Source organism: Salinispora sp. CH2A1_6 (assembly GCF_056820975.1).
This window is the reverse complement of record NZ_JBXEDG010000017.1, coordinates 69935-85024: the sequence shown is the minus strand read 5'-3', so window position 1 is coordinate 85024 and position 15090 is coordinate 69935. Positions and strand designations below refer to the sequence as shown.

Here is a 15090-nt window from a genome sequence, read left to right as displayed (position 1 = left end):
CCGACGCCGCCCACGCCTGGATGGCCCTCGCCCACGCCGTTGCCGACCGTGCCCCTGACCAACCCTTCACCACCTCAACCCTCCAAACAGCCACCCCAGAAACACTGATCGATGCAGCCCGCCAGCACCCCACCGCATTTGCCCGCGCCGTCCACCACCTCATAGCCGACACCAAAGACCAACGCGACGCCGTGACCACATTCCACCAGCGAACCGAAGGCGAGCACCGCCACCACATCGCCACACTGGAACAGCACATCACCAACCTGAACCACGCCGTCCAAGACCTCGCGGACCGAGCCGCCGAAGTGCAGGCCACCCACGACCGCGACGCGTACACCCGCCTCCATCGCGCCGTCGACCACCTCGCCGCACTGGCTCCCTTACGGCGAGCAGTCCCCGGCAAAGGAGAGAAAAGGAGATAGCGCATGTCGGACATCCCATCGGGGATCTTGAAATACTGGACGCGCGGCAAAGGCGCGATCAAAATCGGCTACGGCACGCCCGGTGCCTTCGACCGCGGCGTCGCGGCGATCACCGAGGCCACCGGCGGCCGGCTCCCACCGCACGTGGTGCGCGGCATGGTCGCTAACCTGATCAAACGTGTCACCGGCCGGTGGCCAGGCAGACGCTCACGCCGCTAGGCCCCACAGCAGTCGACCCAACGCGCCCAGGCCGACCCACAGCAGCAGGCTAACGCCCAGCGCGACCAGCTTCGGCAGCTCCCTTGCCACCAGCGCGTCTACAGGCGACGGGATCGGCTCGGCTATCAATGGTGAGGTGGTGGTGGGGTGTAAGGACATAGTGCCTTCCTAACTGAACAAGGAAAGGCTCGACCGTAGGCCAGCAACACCACCCTTCGCATACCGGGTACGCGCAACGAATACGAAAGGGAAGCCGCCGCATGGAGGAGGAATCGACTTGCTACCTACCCATCCACGGCCGCTGCCGCCTCAACTGCGCCGAGGCGTTCAGCGCGCTCTATGACGTGTGGGACGCACTCAAACGCGCCGGCATCACAGGTTCGGACAGCGCCGCTGATCTTGTCGATCAGCTTGCCGTGGATCTGAGCTTGGCCCGGGCCACGATCGCCGAACTCGAGGGCCGCCGCTAGGTCCACTCCACGGCCGGTACGCCGAGCGCGTCGCGCGCGTGCCAACGCGCGGGGTCTGACCGTTTGGGGCGCGGGGGAGGTGTTCAGTGCTGGTTCCAGCTCAGGCCCCAGTACGCGAGGATCTTCCGCTGGTCGCCGGCGTAGCGGGACGTGCCGCCGTCGCGTTGCCAGAAGGCGCAGCCCAGATGGATCGTTACCGCGCGCTGCCCGGGGTAGCCGAACACGATGCTGCGTCGCAGAGGCGGGATGTGCATCAGGCAGCCGGTGTCGTCTTTGGATGAGGTCGCCAGGCCGTTGATGTAGTCGGTCAGTTCGGTGACGTCGCTGGTGTTGCGCTTGGTGCTGCCGAGACTCCATGGTTCTGGCCCGAGCGTGGGGTAGGTGCACAGCAGAACCTCGGTCGCCCCGGTGGGGACCATGGCCTCCGGTGCGAGTGGGGTGGCTGGCCATGCCGGCTCGTGCCACTGTTCGGGACAGTGGACCGGGCCCGCGTCCGTGTTCGCCACGGATGCGGCCTGCACTGGGCCCGGCTCAGGCTCGCCCGTGACTATGCCGATGGTCGCCGCGGTGCCGACGGCTACCGCAGCAGCCAGGAGGCCACCTACTACTGCATGCCGGCGCGCGCGGCCGGGCGTGGGGCCTTGCGTCTGCTGAGTCGTCATCGGTGTGTCTCCTTTGCCCTTGTGCGGCATGGTACGCCGCGTTTCCCCTGCACGTTGCCGAATCGATGCGGTGGGCCGCGTCAAGTCACGCGGCCCACCGCCTGCTTACCGCCCTGGCTTAGCCCGTGCGTGGGTAGGCGTTGAAGACGCGGATCACGTCCGCCCAGTCCTGGAACCAGAATGTCGTACCGCCGCCGCCGACCGTGATGCCCTTGGCTCGCACGCCGGAGCCGTCGAGGACGAAGACGGGGCCGCCGCTGTCGCCGATCCGAGTCGCTTCGCGACCGTCGATCTGATAGCCCTCGATGATGCCACGGATGGTGTAGTCGCAGTCGCCATCGGAGTCCGCTCCGAAGCGACAATCAAGGAAATAGTCTCGCACGTGGGACTGCCGGATGCCGCACACCGTGCCGCTTGTCCGGCCGGACTGGCAGACCAGTTCGCCCGCCGTCCAACCGCCCCAGCCCTTGACGACCTTCGTGGTGGACGTGTTTGCTGACCCGTCGAAGATCTTGTACCAGCCGGGAGCATTGATGAGCAGCAGGTCTGACTGCCAATCGTCGTCGTGAACCGGCCCCATCTTGTCAAAACCAGATTGACCCCATACGCCCTGGAACGCGTCGTCCGGTGGCGAGCCACAGTGCCCGGCGCTCAGCACCCAGGTCCGGCCGCCAGAAACGACTCCGAACCCGGTCGTGCACGTGGCCCGCCTGTCCTGGCTGCCCCGCCACGCCTCCCACTTCGAGCCGCCGTTCCACGGGGACGAATCGTCGGAGCGGTTGGCCGCCGTCAGTCGCATCTGCTCGGGTCGGTCAACCACCGCCACCGGGACGTCGACCGCCGATTCCCCGAGGATCTGCACCGCCGACGTTACCGGCCCGGTCCTCGTGGCCACCGTTCCCGGATGCAGGACCTGAGGGCCACGCGCGAGTTCCAGCCCGCTGCCGTCGGCTTCATACCCGATCGACTGTATGTCGTGCTCGGGATACCGCTTGCTAGCGGCAATGATCTTGTCTGCTGCTGCCTTCAGTTCGGCATAGGAGTACGCCGCCGGCTTCACCACGACTGGCCCCCACTGGCGCGCACGCTCGAGGGCCGCCGCCATGCCCGGTGTCAGGGGGCCCTTCCAGTAGAGCGTGAGGCCCTTGCCCTCGTAGGCGAGGCTAGCCCACCCGGACTCGGGCGCTCTCACCTGCTCTTCCCAGAGCACGTTGCCGGCCGGCGCTAGCTCGCTCTGCCGATCCATCTCCGCGCGTAGGGCGGGGTCCAGGTTGTCTGTGCCCTGAGTTTCGACACCCACCGCCGCTGATGTCAGGGACGGCGTGGTGAGGGCTGAGGCGACCAGCAGGGCGGCCAGCCCGGCGGCGACGATGCCGCGACGTGTCGTACTCGTAGCCATAGTGCTCCCAACGACGAAAGCCAATGTCGGGCCCAGTACACCTCACCGGGTGTTGTCTGGCCACCGGTGCCGATAGGTGCTGATGGTGCCGATGGTGCCCGTAGACACGACGCCGCACCCGATCTTGTGATCGGGGCGGCGTTCGTTTTGGGGCTATGAGCAGGTGCAGGTGCAGGTGCAGCGCCATCCCTTGTGGCAGGTGCAGGTGCAGGTGCAGCGCCATGGCGCTTCGCCTAGTACCTTTTCCAGCGCGTCGTAGACCCTCACGGGTACATCCATACCGAGCCGTACCCCTACCTTTTTCTCAAGTTCGCCGTTCTCGTAGTGCCCGACCCGGACCAGATGCTCCGGGTACTCAGACATCAGGCGGTCAGCGTGCCTCCTGTAGTGCGTGGTATCTGGGTCCTCGCGGAAGGTGTCTGGATCCTCGCGGAAGTCGTCGAATTCCGCGACGTAGAAATCCAGGATGATGAGGTAGACGGCATTCCCGCCTTCCAGCTCCCTGATCAAGCCGTCGCGGTCCTTGCCCCCCAATGTGAGGGGGCCGCCGATTTCCTTACCGTCGTAGCTGATCGGAGGCTCGCCCTCGAACAAGTTGTCGTATCGATACCACATGAGCGGGAGCTTGGTGGGTACATCCAGCAGGCCGCGCGTGTTCTTGGTGTCCACTTTTTACTCCAAGGGTTAGGGGTGAGGATTTGCTTGCTGTATCCGCCTAATGGGGGCGGCGGAGCGAGCGTTTGCATTTCCGCGATGCATAAACCCTAACCGGGACACCAGAAGCCGTCAAGCTTCATTTCAAAGCTTTTTCGTGGTCTGGTTTGGGAGCGCGGCGCCGGTGGCGTCTACGGATGACACGGTGTGAGTACCAGCACCCCCGTCACGCCTCACGCGCTGATCGAGAGAGTCAGTGACCGCCGAGGCGCTTAAGAATCTCGCGCCCGGGGCCACTAGCCCCGGGGACGGCCTGGTCGAACAGCTCACGAAACGCTGCCTTGTACCGCGCAACCGTCTCAGGATCTTCGATGACGGTCACGTCGTCAGGTTGGTTGTCGAGGCAGACGACATCGGGATCGAGGTCGGAGTGGAACTCGTGGCAGGAAAACGGGCCGACGAATCCGGGTTCGGCCGCGCTGCCCCGCTGAAGGACGACCAAATCGAGCCGCGGCAACAGTCCGAGAATCTTGCCGATTTGGTGCCGCATCACGTCAGGGTCGTGGACTGGCTTGAGGGCGCGTTCATCCAACACGAACCGCACTGATCGTCGGCCATTGCTGAACACCCGGTCTTGTCGGGCCATACACAGCCGTACCCGCGCCTCGACGGTCTGACTGTCACGGGTGTGCGGGCTGGCCGTGGCCACCAGCCTTGCGTAGTCCTGGGTCTGCAAAAGTCCGGGGATCAGAAAGGGGTGGTACTGGCTGACCCGTAAGGCATCGTCCTCGTAGCCCAGCAAGTCCGCATAGGAGGTCGACACGTACGTCCGGTACTGTCCGGCCCAGTGTCGTCGACGCGCCGAGCGCGCCATGTCCACAAGACGTTGCACCTCGTCGGGATCAGCGACTCCGTAGAACGCCAGCAGCGCGCGGAGGTCGTTGACGGAAATGCTCACCATGCCGTTCTCAATCCGGATGACCTTGGACCGCGACCAGCCCATCTCAGCCCGGATGCCTTCGAGGGAGTGACCACCGGTGATTCTCAACTGCCGTAGCGCCATACGCAGACGCCTACGGCTCGTGATCGGCCCTGGCCCACTCATCATCACGTCCACTCCTTCCCGCGCGGACGATCGCTACAGGCAGAGCTACAGAGTGAGACTCCATCGCCGTGTGCTGGATGGGGTGTCCACCCACAGTATGTGACGGCCGTCAGCCTCCACGGTGAGCCCGAGTCGTTCGACCTCAGGACAACCGGCCTGCACCCAACAGCGGTACGTGTGGTGTACGTCTTGCCAGACGGGCCCTACCTGAACTACCCGCCCGCGCCCGACTCGCGCCCACGACCCCGCACCGTCGGCGTAGATGTGCTCAGCCTGCTCACTGCTGCCGTCCGGTCCAGGGATCGTGATCTGCACGACCCCGGGACAGTGCAGGTGCAGCCAGGCGACGAAGTCATCGGCCCTCAGATCGGCTGGGACCTCCACGGGGCACCCATCGCCCGCGGGGTCGAACGCGGTGTCGGGAATCATCGCCGTCACGGGGTCGGCACGGGAGGTCATGAATGCGGCCCTGGCCGAGAATCGGCCTGAGGCTGTCTCGCCGCGTGGGTCCAACCGCAGCGTAACGAGCCCGAGGCCAAGATTGGCGACGATGACGCCGCCCGGTGCGCACTGGCGCAGCCACGCGGCTGGAACTCGGTTGATGCCGTACGTGGCGATGAGTCGGTCGTATGGCCCATGCTCGGGCCAGCCTGCCCCGCCGTCACCCACCCGCAACGCGGGGTGGTAGCCGGCTCGTGCGAGGGCGGCGGCGGCGGTGGCCGACAGGGCCTGGTCGTACTCGACCGTCCGCACGCGGTCGTCACCGAGCCGATGGCATAGCAAGGCCGCGTTGTAGCCGGTGCCGGTGCCAACCTCCAACACGGTGCTACCCGTGGTGACCTCGAGCGCTTCCAGCATGACCGCCATGACGGACGGCTGGCTGGATGCGCTTGTGGCGGTCCCGCACGAGTTGATCTGGGTCACCAGGGAGGTATCGGTGTAGCAGACAGCCAACCAGTGGCCACGCTGCCCGGGGTCCGTGCTGTCGAGCTGTTCCAGGCCGGCGGCGGTGCGGTGCCAGCAGGTGGGAACGAACAAATGCCGTGGTACCTGTGCGAACGCCGAGATCCATTCCGGTGACCGGAGGGCACCGGCGGTGGTGAGTTTGGCAGCCAGATCGTGTCGGGGTCCGGCGGTGGGGTCGGTCATGCGTCCTCCCTGATCAGTTCATCGGCTATCGCAGCGGCGATCGGTAAGCCGGTTTCTTGTTCGATCCATCCCCACTGTCCGTTGGGGTTAATTTCGAGGAACACCCACTCCCCGTCAGGGGTAACGATGAAGTCGAGCGCCCCGAATCGGAGATCGAGTGCGGTCATGAAGCGGCGGACGGCCGTATGCACCTGCGGCGGGACGGTGATGGGCTGGTAGGTCAGCGCGTCGTAGTCCGCTCGCCAGTCCAGAGCGGCGGCATCGGAGTGCGTGTCGATCCGCGCGGCGAGCAGCGCCGGGCCCGCAACGGTCAGGCGCACCTCGCACGCCTTGGGTACCTGCTCTTGGAGTAGGTGGGCGGTGTGGGCTATCCCTGGGTCGCCCGCCTGCTCAACCGTCACGGTGCTGGTCGTGTGCAGCAGGCCCGCCCGTTTCGGACTTCCGGCCAACGTTTTGTAGATCACCCCGGGGCAGGACTCGGCGAACTCGCGAGCGGCACCGGGCACGTTGGTGATGATCGTTCGGGGAGTCGTCATCCCCGCGCGGTGGGCTGCGGCGAGTTGCCGTGGCTTGAAATCTGCGGCGGCGACCCGATCGGGGCGGTTGACCCACACCGCCGGTAGGGCCGTGAGGACGCCCCCGAGGCCGTGCAGCGCCTCATCGGATGCCCATGTCCGCTCGCCGTCGGACATGTCATCGGGCAGCACGAATCCGGTGGGCCTCCGGTAGTAGACGGCGGTGATGTCAGATAGCCGCACCGTGCGGCGCTTGCTGCGCAACGTTCCGATCCAGGCACCATCCCACGTTGCGGACAGCTGCAAACTCTGCGGGAAGTCGGCGGTGTCAAAACGCACCACCTCTCGCCCGGCATCGTGGAGATGTTCGATCACCGGGTCCACGGTGATGTCGAGGGGGTGGGTGAGGATGAGGACTGCCATGTCAGGGCCTTCCGGGAGGGGAGTGCGACGGGCGGCCCGCCACGTGATGACCGTGGCGGGCCGCCGCTCACTGCTGGATCAGTCCTTGTCGTCCCAGAGCTGGCCATCCTCGCGCGTCTGGCGCACGGTCGCCGCGAGCGGACCACCAAGCGCGGCGTACGTGAGTCCGTTGACGGTCGCGACCTGGCGAGCGTCGTCGTACTCGACGCCGGTCAGGTCCAAGACGTTGTCGGTGGGCATCGGCCGAGCCTGCCCGAAGCCGAACGACACCGGCACCGCCGCCGGGGCTACGGTCGGGGACTCGCCGCTCCGTGGGCCTTGGTGGAGTCGCAGCGGAGTGGAACTCAACATGATCGCTCCTCAAAAGACGGACACTTGAGCTAAGCCAGTACATCCCGCCGCGTTGATGTCTGGCTACTGGTGCCACCGGTGCCGATGGTGCCGATGGTGCCCGCGAACACCACACTGCCCCCCGCCTTGGGTCAGGGGGGCGGAGCGCCATCTCAGCGCTGTGTACAGGTACAGGTCCCACACACGACACGACACCAACGCGGGCAGCCAACGCCAGGGCGAGTGACGGAGTTGCCCAATAGCCGCTACTGTGCCACCGATGAGTGGGAACGGCGCGGAGTTCGACCGGCTGCTGACCGAGGCCAAATTGACCCCCGAAGCATGCGCCGGCCGCCTCAACGATTCCGCCGCCCGCCAGGGCCTTCACAACCGGCTACACCCCAAAACGCCCTACAAGTGGCGTCGAGGTGCCGTCCCTGGCCGACCTTGGCCGTCCCTGGCCGCGCAACTGCTGTCAAATCTGCTGGGCCGCACGATCATCGCGTCTGACCTGGGCTGGCCTGACGAACCCCGTGAGAAGGTTCCGGCCTCCACGGGACTTGTCCTGCCCTGGACCGTGGACGGGGCCTTGCAGGCGGTCCAAACCGTCAACGAGGGTGGGATCATGCGACGGCGGACGTTCGTAACGTTGCTCGGCTCTGCTATGACCGTCTCTGGCCACGAGTGGCTGATCGCGGGCCCCGCCGGCTCACCGACAGCCGCGCGCGGCTACGCACTCCCCGTCGATGTGGTTGACCACATCGACGCGATCACCGCAGACCTCCGCCGCATGGACGACCACCTCGGCGGCGGGCAAACCCTCGGACTCGTCCGCCAACACCTGAGCACCGTCACCACCCTACTGACGCAGCGAAGCTACACCGATACTGTCGGCCGACGGCTGCACTCAAGCACCGCAGAGATCCTACGGTTAGCCGGCTGGCTGGCGTTCGATGCGGGCCACCACCCGGCCGCGCAGCGCTACTGGGCCGCGGGTCTGCACGAAGCACACGCCGCCGGCGACCGTGCCCTCGGCGCGATCATTTTGGGAGTCATGTCCTGCCAGGCCAAAGACCTCGGCCAGACACGCCAGGCCGTCACCCTCGCTGAGACCGCCCGCGCCGGCTACCCCGCCGCTAGCCCCAAGGTCACGGCCATCCTGCATTTGCGGGCGGCCGAGGCCCACGCCAACGAGCAGGCTGCTACCGAAACCCGCCGCGCGATCGATGCGGCTTTCAACGCGCTCGGCGGCGCGGCCCCCGACCACGGCGACCCGGACTGGACCTACTGGATTGACGAGGCTCAGGCGCACGCTATGGCCGGCTACGCCTACCTCAAGCTTGCGGATTGGTCCGCTGCCCGCACTCATCTGCGGGAGGCGCGACGCCTTCAGGGCGGCGACTGCACCAGGGAGGGTGCGCTACGCAGCGCCCTGCTTGGCCAGACCTACGCCCGTCAAGAGGTGCCCGACCTCGACCAAGCCGTCGCTTTGGGGGACCAGGCCGTAGCCACTTTGTCTGACCAGGTGGCCTCCGCGCGCTGCGTCAAACACGTGCGTACCCTCGCCGACGCGCTACACCAGTACCGCAGCGACTCCAACGTGGCGCGGTTCTGCGCCGATGCCCGCGAGTTCCTTCACGACGGGACATCGCGCATGTCCCGGTCTTGGTGACGAGTCGCGGCCGGCGCGGAGCGCGGCCCAGGGCATTGACGGCCGTCCTAGAGTAAGGAAGTGGGCACGGGGAGTGCCCGGGCCCACTGTCCGTTGGCTGCTCTTCTAGGGCTGTCGACTGCTCGAATTGCACATCTGGTGCCCTGGTGCGGCGCTGTCATCGCCGCACCAGGTCACAGGTTGAACGAGCCGTCCCGAACCCCACCCACAAAGGCGTTCCAGTCGGCAGGGGTGAAGGCGACGTGGCCGTCTCCGGGGTTCTTGCTGTCGCGCACCAGCACGCCCTCACGGTCGAGTAGGTTGGTCGCGACCTCAACGCAGTCGCCCCCGTTTCCACTCCAAGTGCTCTTGCGCCAGATGGCGTCGGTCGGATCATGCACGGGTGTATCCCTCCTGTAGTTCCTTCATGAACGCTCTCGACGCCTCAACGTCGAGAGCGCGCTCTTCGAGGTCGTGCCAGGCGAGCCGGTACGCCCCAACCTCCTCGGGCTTGTTGAGGTACATCGCACCAGTCAGTGACTCCACGTACGCCAGCGGGGGTTCCAGCGGATCACCGGTCGAGGCCGCCGGGAAGTCCAGGATGGTGAATGGCCCACAGGCGGCCATGCCGCCATGCACGCCGGCCGAGAACGGCAGCACACGAATCTCGACGTTCGCGCGTTGCTGCACCTCTACAAGGTGACCAAGCTGCTCGGCCATCACGTCGCCGTTACCGACCGGGCGACGTAGCACCGGCTCGTTGATGATGACGTTGAGGTGGGGTGCCCGGGGGCGGCGCAGCAGTGACTGCCGCTCCATCCGCACGCGCACCCGGCGATCGATCTCGTCCTCGGTCACGTAGCCGGCGGGCACTCTGGTCACCTGCTCGGCGTACGCCTGTGTCTGGAGCAGGCCGGGAACCAGTTCCCCCAGATATTGCCGGATCGTCTCGGCGGAGTCCTCCAGGGACACGTACAGCCCGAACCAGCCTGGCAACGCCGACGATGTGTAGTCATGCCACCAGCTCTTCCGACGCCCGTTGCGCGTCTCGGCCGTCAACCCGAGCAGCAGCTCTGTCTCCTGCTCCGTCGCCCGATAGATGGCGAGCATCGCCCTGACGTCGATCTCCCTGAACCGGACTCGATCGTCGCCGTCCTCGATGCGACCCAGCGTTGCGCGGCCACGTTCCAGAGCCTTCGCTGCCTGCTCCTGTGTCAGGCCGACACGCTCGCGTAGAGCCGCGAGGCGGCGGCCGATGTAGCGGCGCAGGAGCGCAGACCCAATCGTGTCGGACACCCGGGCACTTCCTCCCAACCGTTTTTTGGGCACATGTCTTGCCCAATTAATACACACCGCAGGGTACAGCAGCAACTAGCCGATCCTGAACGCGGCAGCATCACCTGAGTGAGTTCACAGTACTCCGACCTCCACTAGCCGGATCAGGGTGAGCCATTGTTTTTTGGGCAGACTCACGCTTGAATGGTCCTAACTCGATGTGTTCACGGCGACAGACGCACTCGTCGTGTCGTCGATGGCCTATGCGCTCCTATCGCCCAGAGCCACGCGCTTCACCCAGAGAGGGTGGTCTTTTGAGCCGCCGGAAGTGGTTTGTGCCCAGCGACGACGAACAGCCATACGAGCCGTTCGGCATTCAGGGCCTAGGCGAGGCCACCCTGTACGGCCACCACGGCGGTTGGGCTGGATGCGACGAACTTTCGGCTGAGGACGCAGCGGAAGCGAACCGTAGCTTCTGGGCCAGCCTCGACCCAGCCGGCCGAAGCGGCAGGCAGGAAGGCCAGCGATGAACCAACCCCCTGGCGCGGGCGGCCACAGCGCCCCGCCGGCCCAGCACCCTCCCACCCCGTACCCGCGCGCAGTCGGCATGGCCGGTGCGCCGCTGATCGCCAACGATTTCTACTTTTTGAGTCACGACGATCAGACCGGCCACCCTCGGCTGTTCCCCATCGCGGTGTCCCTAGGATTGGCCGCCGGGCTGCTCGCCGAGCTGTACTTCGCTGCCCGAATTGACTTCTATCAGCGGCATGTTCAGATCCGGAACCACGGGCCGACGCCAACGGACTGGCTGCAACTCAAGGTGTTCGACCGGCTGCGCCGTCACCAGCAGCACACCACGATTCATGCCTGGCTGCTCTACCTCGCCGGCACTGACGCTGAGCAGGTCGCGGAGCGGATGACGCAGGCGGGGCTGCTCCAGGAGGAGACGGCCGGACCTCGCTGGCGGCGGCGCACCACGTACGTCCCGACAGACACGAACGTCGCGTACTCGGGGGTGGCGCAACTGTCCGTGCAGCTACGCCATGGTGGCCCGCTCACCGAACGGGACATCCTCCTGGCCGGTCTGGCGCAGCACACCCAACTGGCCGCAGCGGTGCTCGACGGTGCCCCCAAATCCGCCTGGCAGTACCTAGAGCAGCAGCTCGCACAGCTGCCGCCACAGCTAACCGACCTGCTCACCGACCTCGGTGTCGCTGTCGGTACCGCCGTTCTTTCTCACCGCACCTCCTAAGCGCCACACCCCCATCCCACCCCCCATAGAGAGCGAACTATGCCTGACGCAAAACTCGATACCGTGACGGCGACCCTGGCCCGTGGTCGACTCGGGATTCCCTCGGTGGTGTTCTTCGTCCTCGCTGCCGCCGCGCCGCTGACCGTGGTTGCCGGCGGGCAGACCACCGCGTACGCCGTTACCGGCGTCACCGGCATCCCCGTGGCCTACCTGCTAGTCGCCGTCGTGCTGGCCCTGTTCGCCGTCGGATTCGTGACGATGTCCAGGCACATCGTCAACGCCGGCGCCTTCTACGCCTACGTCGCCCGCGGCCTCGGCCGCCCGGCCGGCGTAGCCACCGCCATGATCGCCCTGCTGGCCTACAACACCATGCAGATCGGCCTCTATGGCGGGTTCGGTGTGGTGTTGGCCGGGTTCATGGAGGCCCGGTACGGCTGGCCCGCCCCATGGTCGCTCTACGCGCTGGTCGCCTGGGTGGCCGTCACCATCCTCGGCGTGCTCCGTATCGACCTCAACGGCAAAATCCTGGCAGTCCTACTGGTCGCCGAGGCCGCTGTGGTGCTGGTCTTCGACGCCGTTATGGTCTCTCACCCCGCTGATGGCCTCACCCTCACCACCCTGTCTCCCTCACACGTGCTCGCTGCCGGCATCGGTGCCGCGCTGGTCACCGCGATCACGGGTTATGTGGGATTTGAGGCCACCGTGGTGTTCAGCGAGGAAACCCGGGACCCACTTCGCACTGTTCCCCGCGCGACCTATCTCGCGCTGGCGGTGACCGGTCTGCTGTACGGGCTGAGTTCCTGGGCGATGTCCGTGGCCACCGGACCGGGCAACATCGTGGACTCCGCCCAGGCCGACGGCACAGACCTGATCTTCAACCTGGTGTCGCCGTATCTGGCCGGCAGCATCATCACCATCGCCCGAGTCCTGTTCATCACCAGCCTATTCGCGGCCCTGCTCAGCTTTCACCACACAGTGGCCCGGTACGTGTTCGCACTCGGCCGCGAGCGGGTCCTGCCCGAGGTGTTCGGCCGCACCAGCCGCCGCACCGGAGCACCCAAAATCGGCTCACTCGTGCAATCCGCGCTGGCCGCATCCGTGCTCGTCGTCTACGTGGTGGCGGGCTGGGATCCGCTCGTGCACCTGTTCTTCTGGCTCACCGTCACGGGCGGACTCGGGGTCCTGACCCTCATGACCATCACCTCGGCGTCCGTAGTCGCCTATTTCGCGCGGGCATCCCACCACGGGGAGGGTCGGTGGCGCTCTAGGATCGCACCACTGATCGCCGCGCTGGTCCTCGGCGCGATCCTGGCCGCCACGCTACGTGAGTTCGACACGCTACTCGGCGTCGACGCGCACTCGCCGTTGCGGTGGGTTTTCCCCAGCGCCTACGTCGCCGTCGCGGTCGTCGGCGTGGTGTGGGCACTGATTCTGCGCGCCACCAACCGATCCGCCTACCTCACGGTCGGAATGGGAGCGAACAGCCTCAACGCCTCGCGTGACGAGCACACCCCCGTCCGCCAGCCCGCCTGACCACCGGAGGCGACCATGGCCAACACCAACACCACCGTCCGTCCGGCGACCATCGACGACGCAGACGAGCTGATAGCCGTCCTCGCAGAGGCATTCCACGACGGACCAGTCGCCTACTGGCTGGTCCCTGATACCGGTGCCCGGCATGGGGTCTATCACCGGTATTTCTGCGACGCCGTGGACCACGGCCTCGCACACGGCCACATCTTGACCACGGCAGACCTGTCCGCCGTTGCGATCTGGTACCCCCGCCTGGAGCCATCACAGGGTGTGTCACATGATCGTGAGCTAACGCTCGAACGCCTCACCGGCTCCTACGCGCCCAGATTCGTGCAGCTGGAGGCCCTGTTCGATGTCTTCCACCCCGACGCCCCCCATCACTACCTGGCGTATGTGGCTGTCCGGCCCGAACGGCAGAGCCAAGGCATCGGCGCGGCCCTGTTGAGCCACTACCACCGGCGGCTCGATACCCTCGGCCTGCCGGCCTATCTTGAGGCCACCAACACCCGCAACCGGGACCTCTACCGGCGGCTCGGCTACGTCGCTGGCCCCCCGCTGCTCCTGCCCGGCGACGACATTCCGATCTGGCGAATGTGGCGCGGAACGCGGACTACCACTGGCCGTTCCTCGTTCCCCGTCCAGCCGCTACCTCGCCGACTGCCCGACCGACACCCGCTGAGCACCTGACTGACCTCCACCAGGCAGGACCCGCCCGCCACGAGCCACACGCGGTCGGGTCCTGCCCCCTCACGTCGGCTGACTTCTACGTCGGAGGTAGGCGAACAGTCAAGGATTGACGGCTGCTTCGTGGGTCGGTCCAGGAAAGCTTCACCCACCGTGTTACGTGCTGATAGCCGTGCATGATCGCCACTTGTGGCATGACGTCTCCTGGCTGGATGAGCTTAGGTATGTTCCCGTCGAGCGACGGTTCCCCACCTTGATCATTTTCGATGGCGGTGTCACGAGCTGGCGCGTTGCCCCGGTTGGTGAACGTGAGCAACACCGTCCCGCGTGGCGTCCGTTGCGCGGCACCATCGAATTGCGCCTGCGGTTGGTCCACCTGCTCGGGGATGATCCACGGCGCGTGGCCATCACGTGCGCAGCGGATGTGGAGCCGGATCGGGCTATCGCCGTAGCGGTCCGCCCATGCGCTGGGGTCGATCCACGTGGGGGGCACGCTCGGTTCCAGTTCGAGGGTGCGCTGCTCGCTTCGACGCAGCGCGAAGGCATCGGCGCTCGCCCCGCGCTGGTTGGCACCGGGTACGAACCGGTACGGTCCCCAAACCGTGTTGTCGGCGTGGTGTCCCGTGCGTGGCGGTTCTGGCTGATCATCACTGATGCTGACGGCGACCTCATCCAGATGCACGTCGGGCGGTCCCTTGAGCGTGAGCGTGAGGGTTACTCGCCCGTGCACGTCAGCCGTCGTCGATAGCGCGATCTGTGGCGTGAGTTCGGCGTGCCGCCGCTGCACCTCGATGTGGCTGGTTCGTTGGGCTGACGCCGCCGCGGACTCGGCCGCCCGGGTGGCCCGTCGGGTGAAGTAGACGCTGACGGCGAGCGCCACGATCCCTGTTACCGCGCCGGCCATACCGCCGACCAACGACCATGCCTCTGCGCTCATGCGGTGTCCCGGCGCTGATCAAAGACCGTGGGGGCCGGTGAGGGGCGCCGCATGGTGTGGCCGGACGGATCATCAGGCACAGACACGAATCCGACCCGGCCCAGCGCGCGGACCAGAGCCTGCTTGTCCGCGCCGTACGAGCCCGTCGGCGTGCACACCACGTCAAGGCCCCGGGCATCTGCCGCAGCCAGGATGGACAGCAGCATCCGGGGTCCGTGCCAGCCAGCGCGCGAGTCGACCGGGATACGTAAGACCCCGATCGCCAGCGCGCCATCATCAGTGTCGTTTAGTGCCAGCAGCACCATTCCGGGCACGGAGCGCTTCAGCTCCCCGACGAGGTCAACCCAGGTGGCGTTCACGGAGTCCAACGTACTGCGCGGCATGGTGTCCTCCCTCCGGCTTCACGG

19 protein-coding genes are annotated in these 15090 nt (G+C 66.4%); 6 read left to right on the top strand and 13 right to left on the bottom strand.

The window, feature by feature from the left end:
* Positions 1-74: 74 nt before the first annotated feature.
* Positions 75-365 (bottom strand): hypothetical protein, encoded by a 291-nt coding sequence (locus tag AC1UKG_RS24715; RefSeq protein WP_482641963.1) that lies wholly within the window; start codon positions 363-365, stop codon positions 75-77.
* 63 nt (positions 366-428) lie between these two features.
* Here AC1UKG_RS24715 and AC1UKG_RS24710 point away from each other — a divergent pair, with 63 nt between their 5' ends.
* On the top strand, positions 429-644 hold the full coding sequence (locus tag AC1UKG_RS24710; RefSeq protein WP_018219119.1) for a hypothetical protein: 216 nt from the start codon (positions 429-431) through the stop codon (positions 642-644).
* Here the strand turns inward: AC1UKG_RS24710 and AC1UKG_RS24705 are convergent.
* Positions 633-803, bottom strand: a complete 171-nt coding sequence (locus AC1UKG_RS24705) for a hypothetical protein (protein WP_475890782.1) — start codon at positions 801-803, stop codon at positions 633-635. The two genes, AC1UKG_RS24710 and AC1UKG_RS24705, sit on opposite strands and share 12 nt — an antisense overlap.
* 101 nt (positions 804-904) lie before the next feature.
* Between AC1UKG_RS24705 and AC1UKG_RS24700 the strand changes: the two genes are divergently transcribed.
* A complete protein-coding gene (locus AC1UKG_RS24700) occupies positions 905-1114 on the top strand; it encodes a hypothetical protein (RefSeq protein ID WP_475890781.1) in 210 nt (69 codons plus the stop codon).
* A gap of 83 nt (positions 1115-1197) precedes the next feature.
* Here AC1UKG_RS24700 and AC1UKG_RS24695 read toward each other — a convergent pair whose 3' ends face one another.
* From AC1UKG_RS24695 to AC1UKG_RS24665, 7 genes are all read right to left on the bottom strand, one after another.
* Positions 1198-1776, bottom strand: coding sequence for a hypothetical protein (locus AC1UKG_RS24695; RefSeq protein WP_482641964.1), 579 nt, complete (start codon positions 1774-1776; stop codon positions 1198-1200).
* Between the two features lie 118 nt (positions 1777-1894).
* On the bottom strand, positions 1895-3022 hold the full coding sequence (locus AC1UKG_RS24690) for a chymotrypsin family serine protease (protein ID WP_482641965.1): 1128 nt from the start codon (positions 3020-3022) through the stop codon (positions 1895-1897).
* A gap of 306 nt (positions 3023-3328) precedes the next feature.
* Positions 3329-3844, bottom strand: a complete 516-nt coding sequence (locus AC1UKG_RS24685) for a hypothetical protein (RefSeq protein WP_482641966.1) — start codon at positions 3842-3844, stop codon at positions 3329-3331.
* Positions 3845-4082: 238 nt separating this feature from the next.
* Positions 4083-4892 carry a helix-turn-helix domain-containing protein gene (locus AC1UKG_RS24680; protein ID WP_482641967.1) on the bottom strand — a complete coding sequence of 270 codons (810 nt, stop codon included), beginning with the start codon at positions 4890-4892 and terminating at the stop codon, positions 4083-4085.
* 87 nt (positions 4893-4979) lie between these two features.
* Complete coding sequence (locus AC1UKG_RS24675) at positions 4980-6083, bottom strand: methyltransferase domain-containing protein (RefSeq protein WP_482641968.1); 1104 nt, start codon at positions 6081-6083, stop codon at positions 4980-4982.
* A complete protein-coding gene (gene tgmB, locus AC1UKG_RS24670; RefSeq protein WP_482641969.1) occupies positions 6080-7021 on the bottom strand; it encodes an ATP-grasp ribosomal peptide maturase in 942 nt (313 codons plus the stop codon). The genes AC1UKG_RS24675 and tgmB overlap by 4 nt, the downstream gene beginning before the upstream one ends.
* A 78-nt stretch (positions 7022-7099) precedes the next feature.
* Positions 7100-7372, bottom strand: coding sequence for a hypothetical protein (locus AC1UKG_RS24665; RefSeq protein ID WP_482641970.1), 273 nt, complete (start codon positions 7370-7372; stop codon positions 7100-7102).
* Between the two features lie 259 nt (positions 7373-7631).
* On the opposite strand from AC1UKG_RS24665, the gene AC1UKG_RS24660 reads away from it, so the two are divergent.
* A complete protein-coding gene (locus AC1UKG_RS24660) occupies positions 7632-9023 on the top strand; it encodes an NsdA family TPR-like regulatory protein (RefSeq protein WP_482641971.1) in 1392 nt (463 codons plus the stop codon).
* Between the two features lie 173 nt (positions 9024-9196).
* Here the strand turns inward: AC1UKG_RS24660 and AC1UKG_RS24655 are convergent, their stop codons facing one another.
* Together AC1UKG_RS24655 and AC1UKG_RS24650 are read right to left on the bottom strand one after the other, a co-directional pair.
* The gene (locus AC1UKG_RS24655; protein WP_475890770.1) at positions 9197-9403 is read right to left on the bottom strand and encodes a DUF397 domain-containing protein; all 207 of its coding nucleotides are present in this window, start codon (positions 9401-9403) and stop codon (positions 9197-9199) included.
* Positions 9396-10298, bottom strand: a complete 903-nt coding sequence (locus AC1UKG_RS24650) for a Scr1 family TA system antitoxin-like transcriptional regulator (RefSeq protein WP_475890768.1) — start codon at positions 10296-10298, stop codon at positions 9396-9398. Before AC1UKG_RS24650 ends, AC1UKG_RS24655 begins: the two co-directional genes overlap by 8 nt.
* 505 nt (positions 10299-10803) lie before the next feature.
* On the opposite strand from AC1UKG_RS24650, the gene AC1UKG_RS24645 reads away from it, so the two are divergent.
* From AC1UKG_RS24645 to AC1UKG_RS24635, 3 genes are read left to right on the top strand one after another with little or no spacing between them, the layout of a single operon-like run.
* Positions 10804-11529 carry a GOLPH3/VPS74 family protein gene (locus tag AC1UKG_RS24645; RefSeq protein ID WP_482641972.1) on the top strand — a complete coding sequence of 242 codons (726 nt, stop codon included), beginning with the start codon at positions 10804-10806 and terminating at the stop codon, positions 11527-11529.
* A 39-nt stretch (positions 11530-11568) separates the two neighbouring features.
* The gene (locus tag AC1UKG_RS24640) at positions 11569-13062 is read left to right on the top strand and encodes an APC family permease (protein ID WP_482641973.1); all 1494 of its coding nucleotides are present in this window, start codon (positions 11569-11571) and stop codon (positions 13060-13062) included.
* Positions 13063-13077: 15 nt separating this feature from the next.
* A complete protein-coding gene (locus tag AC1UKG_RS24635) occupies positions 13078-13749 on the top strand; it encodes a GNAT family N-acetyltransferase (protein WP_482641974.1) in 672 nt (223 codons plus the stop codon).
* Between the two features lie 76 nt (positions 13750-13825).
* On the opposite strand, the gene AC1UKG_RS24630 is transcribed toward AC1UKG_RS24635, so the two are convergent.
* Together AC1UKG_RS24630 and AC1UKG_RS24625 are read right to left on the bottom strand one after the other, a co-directional pair.
* Complete coding sequence (locus AC1UKG_RS24630) at positions 13826-14650, bottom strand: hypothetical protein (protein WP_482641975.1); 825 nt, start codon at positions 14648-14650, stop codon at positions 13826-13828.
* Between the two features lie 29 nt (positions 14651-14679).
* The gene (locus AC1UKG_RS24625; RefSeq protein WP_475890759.1) at positions 14680-15066 is read right to left on the bottom strand and encodes a hypothetical protein; all 387 of its coding nucleotides are present in this window, start codon (positions 15064-15066) and stop codon (positions 14680-14682) included.
* Positions 15067-15090 lie beyond the last annotated feature (24 nt).